The organism is Pseudomonas sp. GW821-FHT12A04 (genome assembly GCF_058807755.1).
Window position 1 is genome coordinate 133,625 of record NZ_JBXAQZ010000004.1, and the last position, 11,562, is coordinate 145,186.

Consider the following 11,562-nt stretch of genomic DNA (forward strand, 5'->3'; position numbering starts at 1 on the left):
CAGCTTTCGTGCCAACTATTTAATCGTTATAAATCAATTGCTTAATAACTAGATAGTCATTTAGACACTTCCTGATTTATAGTCATACCGACTACACGGAGTCACTATGACTGCAAAACCCCTGCTCACTGCTCTGCTGCCCCTGGTCGCCGACCTGTCTCGCGAACTGCCCGAGGGTGAGCGTTATCGCCGCCTGTTGGAAGCCATGCGCGCCCTGCTCCCGTGCGACGCCGCCGCCCTGCTGCGCCTTGATGGTGAATGGCTGGTGCCGCTGGCCGTCGACGGTTTGAGTACCGACACCCTCGGCCGGCGCTTCAAGGTCAGCGAGCACCCGCGTTTCGAAGCGCTGCTCAGCGGCCCCGGCCCGACCCGTTTCGCTGCCGACAGCGACTTGCCTGACCCCTATGACGGCCTGGTCGATGGCCTGGATGATCATCTGGAAGTCCACGACTGCATGGGTTGCCCGTTGTTCATCGACGAGCGCCCATGGGGCCTGCTGACCCTCGATGCCCTCGACCCGGAGCGCTTCGAACCGATCGAACTGGATGCCCTGCAAGCCTTCGCCAGCCTCGCGGCCGCTACGGTCAACGCCGCCGAGCGCATCGAGCGGTTGAACAACCGGGTCGAAGATGAGCATCAGCGCGCCGAGGTCTACCGCCAGGCCAGCGGCCAGCAGAATCGCGAGATGATTGGCCAGAGCAAGGCCCACAAGCGTCTGGTCGAAGAAATCAGCCTGGTGGGCGGCAGCGACCTGACCGTGTTGATCACCGGCGAAACCGGGGTCGGCAAGGAGTTGGTGGCCCAAGCCATCCATGCCGCCTCGCCCCGCGCCGACAAACCGATCATCAGCCTCAACTGCGCCGCGCTGCCCGACACCCTGGTGGAAAGCGAGTTGTTCGGCCATGTTCGCGGCGCCTTCACCGGGGCAATGAACGACCGCCGTGGCAAGTTCGAACTGGCCAATGGCGGCACGCTGTTCCTTGATGAAGTCGGCGAGTTGTCGCTGACCGTGCAGGCCAAGTTGCTGCGGGTGCTGCAAAGCGGTCAACTGCAGCGACTGGGTTCGGACCAGGAGCATCAGGTCGACGTGCGCCTGATCGCGGCGACCAACCGCGACCTCGCCGAAGAAGTACGCAGCGGCCGTTACCGCGCCGACTTCTACCATCGCCTCAGCGTGTATCCGCTGCTGGTGCCGGCCCTGCGCGATCGCGGGCGCGATGTGCTGCTGCTCAGCGGTTACTTCCTGGAGCAGAACCGCTCGCGCATGGGCCTCAACAGCCTGCGCCTGAACAGCGACGCTCAGGCCGCGTTATTGGCCTACGACTGGCCTGGAAATGTGCGCGAGCTTGAACATTTGATCGGCCGCAGCGCCTTGAAAGCCCTGGGCAATTGCAAGGAGCGGCCAAAGATTCTCAGCTTGAGCGCAACCGACCTCGACTTGCCCAGCGCCAGCGTTGAAACCGCTGCCGAGCAACCCGCCATCGCCGCTGTGGCGTTGGTAGCAGGTGATTTGCGCGAGGCGACCGAAAACTATCAGCGCCAGTTGATCGGTGCCTGCCTGGAGCGGCACAACAACAACTGGGCAAGCGCGGCCCGTGAGCTAGGCTTGGATCGGGCGAATCTTGGGCGGATGGCCAAAAGGCTCGGCATGAAGTGATGACCCCATCGCGAGCAAGCTCGCTCCCACAGGATGTGTGAACGACGACGATCCAATGTGGGAGCGAGCTTGCTCGCGATGGCGTCTTACTGTTCACCGCAATTGTTAAAGCCTGCCCCAAACAAGTCGATAACCCGGCATCGAAGTCATTGGCGATCCCTGGATTGCCCATCACCTTTTTCCAGAGAAGGTTTATATGTCCTCCACCAAAGCCCGCGCAGACTCACTTTCGCTTCTGCTGTTTACCTTGCGCAGCGGCAAGCTGATGGCGATCAACCTGCTCAAGGTCAGTGAAATCATCCCCTGCCCGCCGCTGACCAGACTGCCGGAGTCACATCCCCACGTGAAAGGCATCGCCACCCTGCGCGGTGCCTCGCTGTCGGTGATCGACCTCAGCCGTGCCATTGGCGAACGTCCGCTGGAAGACCCCAACGGCGGCTGCCTGATCGTCACCGACGTCAGCCGCTCCAAGCAGGGCCTGCACGTACAGGCCGTGAGCAAGATCGTCCATTGCCTGACCACCGACATCCGCCCGCCGCCCTTCGGCTCCGGTGGTTTGCGTGCCTACATCACTGGCGTGACGTCGGTCGATGGCACCCTGGTACAAGTGCTGGACATCGAAAAAGTCATCCATGGCATCGCCCCGGCACAAATCGAAATGGCGCCGACCGAACTGAGCATGGAAGACGCCGAACTGCTCGGCAACGCACGCATCCTGGTGGTCGATGACAGTCAGGTCGCCTTGCAGCAATCGGTGCACACCCTGCGTAACCTCGGCCTGCAGTGCCATACGGCCCGCAGCGCCAAGGAAGCCATCGACTGCCTGCTGGACCTGCAAGGCACCGCGCAGCAGATCAACCTGATCGTCTCGGACATCGAGATGTCGGAGATGGACGGTTACGCCTTCACCCGCACCCTGCGGGAAACCCCGGATTTCGCGCATCTTTATGTACTGCTGCACACCTCTCTGGACAGTGCGATGAACGCCGAGAAAGCACGACTGGCGGGGGCGAACGCGGTGCTGACCAAGTTTTCTTCGCCGGAATTGACCCAGTGCCTGATCACCGCGGCCAAGGCTGTCGCCGAACAGGGTTATTGAGTGTTGACCGAAGAATTCTGCTGGCTGATGCGGCGCGACCTCTCTGTCGTCGTGCCGCCCCCTGATTGGCCAACCGGCCTTCAACTGAGCGAATACCGCCCCGAACTGGGCGCCGCCGTGCACCGGTTGATGGAGTTCGGTTATCTCGACGGCGGTGGTCGCGTAGCCGCGCTGGACATGTGGCAACGGCAGTTCGAAACCGATCCGGAATATGACCCGGCCCTGTGCTTCATTGCCCTGGATGCCGAGGAAGTGGTCGGCGTTTGCCAGTGCTGGACCAGTGCCTATATCAAGAACCTGGTGGTGCACCCGCGGTTTCAGGGTCGGGGGTTGGGGCGTGCGCTGTTGTTGCAGGCGTTCAAGGTGTTCCAGCAGCGGCATGAAGGTTTCGTGGACCTGAAGGTACGTGAAGACAACCTTCGGGCGCGGCGCTTGTATGAAAGCGTCGGGATGCGCGCGATCCGCCGGGAGCCGGTTCCGCTCTGATGCCGCCATCGCGAGCAGGCTCGCTCCCACAGTTGATGTGTGTACACCGTCCAATGTGGGAGCGGGCTTGCTCGCGAAAAGGTCAGCAAAGTCTCCATCTACCTTTCAGGCATACTCCTGCCTTGGCCACTCAGCCCAAGGAAGCCTGAACCATGAAAGCTGCGCCCCTGATTCTGTTCTGCCTCACCGCCCTCGCCTCCCAGGCCCACGCCTCCAGCCCCGACGCCTGGGCCACCTACGACAAAGCCGTACTCACCAGTTGCACCAAGGCCAGTGGCCTGAAGGACAGCAAACCGGTCGGCAACGCCGCGCAGTTCGATGACCGGGTCGGCTACACCGCGCTCCTGCTCCAGGGCCAGTACCCGCAAAAGCACATGAAAGGCGCACAAGGCACCGAGTTGTGCCTGTACAACAAAAAGAGCAAAACCGCGTACGTCACCGAATGGGACTCCATCCGCTCGGCCGGCAAGGCAAACTGACTGGCGCATAATTTGCTTCGATAGCGGCTTTTGCGGCGGCATTCTGTCGCCGCTTCATGCCCTGTGACGCGAACGAACGCTCGATGAATACAACATTTTCCTGTGTAGGCTGCGGCAAATGCTGTAACGACCACCATGTGCCCCTGACCCTGGGCGAAGCCCGGATGTGGGCAGCCGATGGCGGTCAGGTGATCGTGCTGGTGGAGGCGCTTCTGGGCAATGGCCTGGGTCTGCCGGTGCACCAACGGGAACACGCCGAACGCCGTTCGGCGGCAGTGCGCAGCGGTGAATCCGAGGCGTACGTGGCTATCACCTTCGCCGCCTACAATGTCGGCCCCTGCCGAAATCTTGACGAAGACAACCTCTGTCGCATCTACGAACGCCGGCCGCTGGTGTGCCGTATCTATCCGATGGAGATCAATCCGCACATACCTCTGAACACCGCCATGAAGGAATGTCCGCCTGAGTCGTGGGAAAAAGGACCGGAGCTGATTGTCGGTGGTGAGCTGGTCGACCGGGAATTGTCGGAGTTGATCCAGCGCTCCCGCCAGGCGGATCGTGATGACATTCCGATGAAGGATGCAATTTGTGCGCTGCTGGGGATTCGCACCACAGCCCTGAAGGGCGACGGGTTTACCGCTTATCTGCCGGATATGGCGGAATTTGCCGCGATCATCGACGACCTGGCCGGGCAAACGTTGCCGCAGTGGGGCAGCGAATGGCAGTTTCATGTGTCGGGGGATGATATTGCCGGGCAAGTGCTGGCCGCAGGTGCGCAAGTGGCGGCGGATGCGCCGACGAATTATTCGTTTATTTCGTTGCGGGCGGTTTGATCCGGGATTTGCAGTGTTTGTGCCGGCCCCTTCGCGAGCAAGCCCGCTCCCACTGGAGGAATGCATTCCAAATGTGGGAGCGGGCTTGCTCGCGAAGACGGCAGATCAGTCACCGCAGACTTAAGAACTCAGCGCTTACCCATCGACCGACGAGTCCCCGGCGGTGCCATGCCCGGCGTCTTGGTGTGGCCGTTCTTGGCGCCGTTCTTGTACCACGGCTGGTTGGAACCCTTGGCGGCCGCCAGCTCACCCGGCTTGAACGGGAATTTGAAAGCCGGGATCTCGGCTTTGGATTCGCTGTCGGCGCTGGAGTCGACGCTGTCTGGCAGCTCTGCCTGCACGTCGTTCAGGACGTCGGCGACCGGCGGTTGTTTCGGGGAAGTCATGAAAGCTCCGGGTGGTGCATGAAATGTCGGGCCCGGTGAGCGGGCCGCATGCCACAGTATAAGAAGTGCGGCAGTATAACTGGATGGAGCACGACAAGCTGCAAGCTTGCATAGACCGCCTGACGACTCGCACAAATCCCGCGAAGAATGTTAGCGTGCTCATCATTCTTCACCGCCCGACGAGCCCGCCCACCCATGAAAAAGACCGTCCTTGCATTCAGCCGCGTCACTCCACCAATGATCGAACGCCTGCAACAGGATTTCGACGTCATCGTGCCGAATCCGAAAAACGGCGACATCAACGCCCAATTCAACGAAGCCCTGCCCCACGCTCACGGCTTGATCGGCGTCGGTCGCAAACTCGGCCGCGCTCAATTGGAAAACGCCACCACGCTGGAGGTGGTATCCAGTGTCTCGGTGGGCTACGACAACTATGACCTGGCCTACTTCAACGAACGCGGGATCATGCTGACCAACACGCCGGATGTGCTCACCGAAAGCACCGCCGACCTGGCGTTTGCCCTGTTGATGAGCAGCGCGCGCCGCGTCGCCGAACTGGATGCCTGGACCAAGGCCGGGCAATGGCAGGCCACTGTCGGTGCGCAGCTGTTCGGTTGCGATGTGCATGGCAAAACCCTGGGCATTGTCGGCATGGGCAACATCGGCGCCGCCATCGCCCGACGTGGTCGCCTGGGGTTCAACATGCCGGTCATCTACAGCGGCAACAGCCGCAAGACCGAATTGGAACAGGAGCTCGGCGCGCAGTTCCGCAGCCTTGATCAACTGCTGGCCGAGGCCGATTTCGTGTGCCTGGTGGTGCCGCTCAGCGAGAAAACCAAACACTTGATCAGCCATCGTGAACTGGCGCTGATGAAGCCAAGTGCCATTCTGGTGAACATTTCCCGTGGCCCGGTGGTGGATGAGCCGGCACTGATCGAAGCACTGCAAAACAACTGCATTCGTGGTGCCGGGCTGGACGTTTACGAAAAAGAACCGCTGGCCGAGTCCCCACTGTTCCAGTTGAAAAATGCCGTGACCTTGCCGCACATTGGCTCGGCCACCCATGAGACCCGCGATGCCATGGCCAACCGTGCCCTGGCCAACCTGCGCAGTGCGCTGTTGGGGGAACGCCCACAGGATCTGCTCAACCCGCAAGTCTGGAAGGGTTGAAAAAAGGGCAGGCGTTAAAAGCGCCTGCCCTTAAATGCAAAAAATAAAAACAATATCACTCTAAACCTGTAAAAAAACTGTCTGAATACACACCCTGCAATTCAGTCAATAAACAAATAACAAAACCACCCGCTAGACTCTCCTTACTTTTCCAGACACAACGGAAACAACAAAGGAGATCACCACCTTGAATCAACTTACGACAAATCAAGTCATACGCTTCAGCAAAGCCACACTAATGTTATTCATAAGTATTTTTGGATTACTGGTGATGTACAGCAACGTTACGGACTACGCAACCAACTACGAAAACATCAGTAACATCCTGAGCATGGAGACCACAGATGACGACGAGAAGTACACCTACAGGGCCATTACCTCGCAGATACTCCATCACCGCATCTACTGGCTCATCATTACGATCGAGGTTATCTACACGCTCTTCTTCATGATCGGAACCTGTTATCTTTATAAAAACATGAGTAGCAGCGCTGAAGAGTTTCACGAGGCCAAAAAGCCCGCGATCATAGGATTACTCATTGCGCTCTTGCTTTACTATGTCGGCTTTCAAGTTATCGGCGTGGAATGGTTCAACATGGACCAATCACAAGCCTGGAGTTACAAAGACTGGACCCGGCATATTGTCGACTTCATACTACCGCTGCTGATTTATATTGCGATCAAAGTCGAGCACTGAGGACTTCAGCGCTCGATGAACGTCATCTCAAGCGAGCTTGCTACTCCCTTGTACCAAGCGTGGTTTGGGCTTGCGAAACACCAGTACGTTACCCGACATCACCAATACCAGCCCCAACAGCGCCGGCATCGTCCACTGATAACCCTCGGCGAACGCTGACACGTTGAGTGCCACCACCGGAAACAGCACTGTGCAGTACGCAGCCCGCTCTGGCCCCATGCGGCCGACCAGGGTCAGGTAGGCGGTGAAACCGATCACCGATCCCGGAATCACCAGGTACAACAGCGACCCGATGTAACGCGTGCTCATCTCCATGTCGAAGGGAATGCCTTTGACCAGGCACCACACGGTTAGCATCGCTGCCCCGTAAGCCATGCCCCAGGCATTGGTGGTCAGCGGTTTGAGACCGGCCTTCTGTTGCAGGCTCGAAAGCATGTTGCCCGCCGAGAAACACAAGGTGCCGCACAGGGCCAGACCGAGGCCAAGCAAGGTTTCCGGGCTGGCGGTATGCCCGGCCAGCTCCGGCCAGAACAGCAGCCCCAACCCAAGCAGGCCCAACGCACCGCCCATCAGCACATTGCGGGCAATTCTCTGACCGAAGAACACCCGCGCGTTGAGGGCATTCCACAGGGTGGCGGTGGAAAACACCACGGCCACCAGACCGCTGGGGATCCACTGGCTCGCGGTGAGGAAGCACATGAAGTTGACGCAGAACAGGCACAAGCCCTGAGCCAGGCAGATCAGGTGCCCGCGACGGTTCATCACTTGCAGGCGTCGGCTGAGCAGCAGGATCACGAACAGCACCAGTGCGGCGAGGCCGAAGCGATAGACGATCGACACGGGAATGGCCACCACGCCCAGTTGCCATTTCAAGGCAATCCAGGTGGTACCCCAGATCAGCACAGTCAGTAGGTACAAAGAAAGGTTCATGACTAAGGCTCCTCGCTAGGTGCCCAGTGTCCGGCGCCACGCCTGGGCGCACTTGCATAAACTTGCGCTTTTGTCTGAGGACAGGCTGGCAGGCGCACGTCTACGGAGTAGGATGCAAGCCGTTGGATGCAGGTGTTAGAGAGCAACGATCATGGCTGCACTGGATACCCTACAAGTCTTTCAAGCCCTCAACCGCTCGCCGAATGCTCGCCTTGAGCACAGCGCCGAGCTCGGTGACGGCTTGTCTGCAGCCTTGTGGAGCAATCACCATGACGCTCAGGAATACGAAGCGCCCAGCCACCACACGTTGTCCTGTTACCTCGCCGGCGGCACCGGCACCTTTCGCCGCGACCAGCCCGGCAACAAGGGTGGTCCGGACAAACTGTGCATCCTCCCCGCCGATCACCAGTCAGGCTGGGTGATCAATGGCGATATTCGCCTGGCACACCTGTATTTCAGCCCCGAACAATTTGCCCTTGGCTGCGTCACCCTGCTCGATCGCGAGCCACGGGAAATGCAGCTGCGCGAGCAGACCTTTCTCGATGATCCGCAGCAGGCGCTGCGCTTTCGGCAGTTGGTCGCCTTGAACTGGGACGAGCCGGGCGAGCGCCTGCTCACCAGCAGCCTGGCTCACGAACTGCTCAGCCATGCCCTGCTCAGCCAGGTCAACGTGCGTCAGGGCTTACGCCTTAAAGGCGGGCTGGCCGCGCACCAGCGCCGGCATCTGGTGGAGTTCATCAACAGCCATCTGGACGAGGCCATCAGCCTCGGTCAATTGGCGGCGTTGTGTGCGTTGTCCGAATACCACTTCGCGCGGATGTTCCGCGAAAGCTTCGGCTTGCCACCCCACCAGTATGTGCTGGCGCGGCGCCTTGACCGGGCGCGGGAGTTGCTGCGCACGACCTCGCAGCCACTGGGGGAGATTGCACTGGCTTGTGGTTTTGCCAGCGCCAGCCATTTCACCAACCGGTTTCGCCAGACACTTGGCGGGACGCCCGGCGAGTATCGACAGGCGTTTTTGCGCTAGTCCCGATTTTTTTCGCCTGTACTGCCGCCTTCGCGGGCAAGCCCGCTCCCACAAGGTTTGGTGGTGCTTACCTGTTTTGTGGCTACCCTATTCCCCTGTGGGAGCGGGCTTGCTCGCGATGAACGATGACGCGGTCTATCGTCAGAACTCCAAGGTGCTCGACAACGTCACCTGCCGCGAATCCCCCATCGACACAAAGAACCGACTCGCCGCCGAGGTGTAGTAGGTGCGATCGAACAGGTTCTTCACGTTGAGCTGGAACTTGACCTTCTGCCCTTCGACCCTGGTGTCGTAGGTGGCGAACGCATCGGCCACGGTGTAGCTCGGCAGGTCGAAATCATTCACCGCGTTGCCCGCGCGCTCACCCACATAACGCGCCCCGGCGCCGACCCGCAGTTGATCACCGCCAATGACGCTGCCGAAGTCATAGACGGCCGACAACGAGCCGCTGTTCTTCGCCACGTTCTGCAACTGATTGCCTTTGTAATCCGGGTCTTCGGTGACTTCGGCATCGGTATAGGCGTAGCTGCCGATCATGCTCCAGCGATCGGTGAGCTGACCGCTCAGGTCCACTTCCAGGCCACGGGAACGCACTTCACCGGCGGCACTGTAAATCGTGGTCGGACCTTCGGCGTTGGCCACCAGCACATTGCGCTTCTTGATGTCGAACAGTGCGATGTTGCCGGTAACGCGGCCCGGCAGATCAAGCTTGGCACCCAGCTCCCAGGACTTGGCTTCTTCCGGCGCGATACCGCCGTCAAGCACGGTACTGCTGCCGCTCAATGGCGCGATGGTCGAGTTGGGTTTGAACGACTCGGTGTAGCTGCCGTAGAACGACAAGGCATCGGTGTATTTGTACACAAGGCCTGCGCGCGGCACCCATTTCTGCCCGTTGCTGTCGGTGTTGGCGTGGAACGGTACGCCTTTGCCGGCGTACTGGTCGTACGCCTGGAAACGCGCGCCGGCCACCAGAATCCACTGGTCGGTGAGGTGGATGGAGTCCTGGAGGAAGACCGAATCGCTGCGCAGTTCATCTGTCTGCGCGCTGTCGGGCGCACTGACGGTGGTGCCCGGCACTTCACGACCATAGACAGGGTTCACGTAACTGAATGTGGTCAGGCTTTTCTGGCGGATCAGGTCTTCGCGGTAGATCTTGCGGTACTCATCGTCGATACCGAACAGCAGGTCATGCTGCATGCCGAGCACATTCACGTTGCCTTCGAGGCTGGCGGTGGTGAAACGGTCGGTGCTGATCGCATTCTGGGTGCCGTCCATGTTGCGGGTCAGGGTGCCCTTTTTGGTGTCGATGGCGGTCACGCGCACCTGGCTGGCATCGTAGGTTTCGCGGTTCCAGCTGTAGCCGAAATGGGCTTTCCAGTTGTCGTTGAGTTCGTGATCGGCCTCGAAGTGATAGAGGTCCGAGCGCCCTTCCATGTTGTTGAACGGTTCGTCGAGACGCTCGTTGCGCGAGATGTCCAGCGGATGGTTGGTCCGTGGATCGATCAGCGTGCCGCGGTCGAACGGTGTGAGGAATTCGCGGTGCTCATAGGAGAACAGCAGCTTGGTGCTTTCGCCGTACCAGGCCAGCGACGGCGCGATCAGGCTCTCGCGATGCACACCGAAGTTACGCCAGTAATCTTCGTCTTCGTAGTCCAGCACCATGCGGTAGGCCAGTCCGGAATCGCCGAGGGCCCCGGTGCTGTCGAGGCTGCCACCGCTGCCGTTCTTACCGTCGTCATAGCTCGAACCGCGCGCGGTCAGCGCGTTGTACCGCTCAAGCTCGGGCTTCTTGCTGACCATATTGACCACGCCACCCGGATCCTGGATGCCATAGAGCAACGAGGCCGGGCCCTTGAGCACTTCGACCCGGTCCACGCTGGCGTTGAGGCCACGACCCTGCACGATCGGCATGCCGTCGCGCATGATCGAACCGTTACGGTTGTCGCCAAAGCCACGGACCATCACCGAGTCCTGGGTGCTGCCCAGGGTGTTGGCCTGGGTGATGCCGCTGACATTGGCCAGCGCGTCATCGAGATTGCGCGGCGCCTGGTCGCGGATGACCTGGGCCGGAACGACGTTGATCGTCTGCGGGATCTCCTGTACGGGGACCGAGGAGCGCATCACTGAAGTGATGGGTGGCGGTTGATAGCTCATGGAGTCATCCATCACCGAGGTGATGGTGGTCGCACCCAGGTTCAACGCCCCTTCAGTCGGCCGTGGTTCCAGTGCAATGGTGTGGCCGTCGGTGCGACGGAACGTCAAGCCCGAACCAGTGAGCAGACGTTGCAGAGCCTGTTCGGCGCTCATCTGGCCATTGATGGCCGGCGCATTGAGACCGTACGGTGCCTCATCGGTGTAGACGACGCTGATGCCGGTCACTCGGCTGAAATCGCTCAGGGCCTGGGGCAACGGTTTGGCGGCCAGCGCGAAATTGAATTGCCCACGCGACTGACTGCTGCCTGCCTCTGCGGCCAGCGCTACGCTCAGCGGCAACAAGGCCAATGCCGAAAAGCTCAACGCAGACACACCCAACCATTGTTTGACCGAACCCGATTTTGCCCTGGACTTCATGACTCATGACCTGTGTAGAACCGCAACGGATGCGAATGACTCGCAGTTTCAGTCACTACACGGATGGCAATCGGGTTTACCTCAGCAAAAACTGAAAATATTTTTATTTGAGTGGTTGGGTGTCTGATCTGCCGTCATCGCGAGCAAGCTCGCTCCCACAGGTATTGAGTCGGTCACAATATTGGGGCAACACGTAACCCTGTGGGAGCGGGCTTGCCCGCGAAGAG

At 59.9% G+C, this 11,562-nt stretch carries 11 protein-coding genes; 8 read left to right on the forward strand and 3 right to left on the reverse strand.

Annotated elements, in window-relative coordinates; genetic code table 11:
* The first annotated feature begins 106 nt into the window (after positions 1–106).
* The 5 genes from norR to AC1RS8_RS08260 all read left to right on the forward strand — a co-directional run bounded on the left by norR (position 107) and on the right by AC1RS8_RS08260 (position 4,554).
* Positions 107–1,657, forward strand: a complete 1,551-nt coding sequence (gene norR, locus AC1RS8_RS08240) for a nitric oxide reductase transcriptional regulator NorR (RefSeq protein ID WP_407514323.1) — start codon at positions 107–109, stop codon at positions 1,655–1,657.
* Between the two features lie 196 nt (positions 1,658–1,853).
* Positions 1,854–2,756, forward strand: a complete 903-nt coding sequence (locus AC1RS8_RS08245; protein WP_007970363.1) for a chemotaxis protein CheV — start codon at positions 1,854–1,856, stop codon at positions 2,754–2,756.
* 27 nt (positions 2,757–2,783) lie between these two features.
* The gene (locus AC1RS8_RS08250; protein ID WP_489340601.1) at positions 2,784–3,242 is read left to right on the forward strand and encodes a GNAT family N-acetyltransferase; all 459 of its coding nucleotides are present in this window, start codon (positions 2,784–2,786) and stop codon (positions 3,240–3,242) included.
* A 152-nt stretch (positions 3,243–3,394) separates the two neighbouring features.
* Positions 3,395–3,721, forward strand: a complete 327-nt coding sequence (locus tag AC1RS8_RS08255) for a hypothetical protein (protein WP_489339764.1) — start codon at positions 3,395–3,397, stop codon at positions 3,719–3,721.
* 83 nt (positions 3,722–3,804) lie between these two features.
* A complete protein-coding gene (locus tag AC1RS8_RS08260) occupies positions 3,805–4,554 on the forward strand; it encodes a YkgJ family cysteine cluster protein (protein ID WP_493162497.1) in 750 nt (249 codons plus the stop codon).
* 128 nt (positions 4,555–4,682) lie between these two features.
* On the opposite strand, the gene AC1RS8_RS08265 is transcribed toward AC1RS8_RS08260, so the two are convergent.
* The gene (locus tag AC1RS8_RS08265) at positions 4,683–4,940 is read right to left on the reverse strand and encodes a hypothetical protein (RefSeq protein ID WP_407514329.1); all 258 of its coding nucleotides are present in this window, start codon (positions 4,938–4,940) and stop codon (positions 4,683–4,685) included.
* Between the two features lie 195 nt (positions 4,941–5,135).
* Here AC1RS8_RS08265 and AC1RS8_RS08270 point away from each other — a divergent pair, with 195 nt between their 5' ends.
* Complete coding sequence (locus AC1RS8_RS08270; RefSeq protein ID WP_493162498.1) at positions 5,136–6,110, forward strand: 2-hydroxyacid dehydrogenase; 975 nt, start codon at positions 5,136–5,138, stop codon at positions 6,108–6,110.
* Between the two features lie 187 nt (positions 6,111–6,297).
* Positions 6,298–6,807 (forward strand): DUF2165 family protein, encoded by a 510-nt coding sequence (locus AC1RS8_RS08275; protein WP_493162499.1) that lies wholly within the window; start codon positions 6,298–6,300, stop codon positions 6,805–6,807.
* Positions 6,808–6,834: 27 nt separating this feature from the next.
* On the opposite strand, the gene AC1RS8_RS08280 is transcribed toward AC1RS8_RS08275, so the two are convergent.
* Positions 6,835–7,737, reverse strand: coding sequence for a DMT family transporter (locus AC1RS8_RS08280; RefSeq protein ID WP_057716370.1), 903 nt, complete (start codon positions 7,735–7,737; stop codon positions 6,835–6,837).
* Between the two features lie 151 nt (positions 7,738–7,888).
* Between AC1RS8_RS08280 and AC1RS8_RS08285 the strand changes: the two genes are divergently transcribed.
* A complete protein-coding gene (locus AC1RS8_RS08285) occupies positions 7,889–8,764 on the forward strand; it encodes a helix-turn-helix domain-containing protein (RefSeq protein WP_057716371.1) in 876 nt (291 codons plus the stop codon).
* Positions 8,765–8,905: 141 nt separating this feature from the next.
* On the opposite strand, the gene AC1RS8_RS08290 is transcribed toward AC1RS8_RS08285, so the two are convergent.
* Positions 8,906–11,335: a TonB-dependent siderophore receptor gene (locus AC1RS8_RS08290; RefSeq protein ID WP_489339761.1), complete on the reverse strand. Its 2,430-nt coding sequence runs from the start codon at positions 11,333–11,335 to the stop codon at positions 8,906–8,908.
* Between the last annotated feature and the right edge of the window lie 227 nt (positions 11,336–11,562).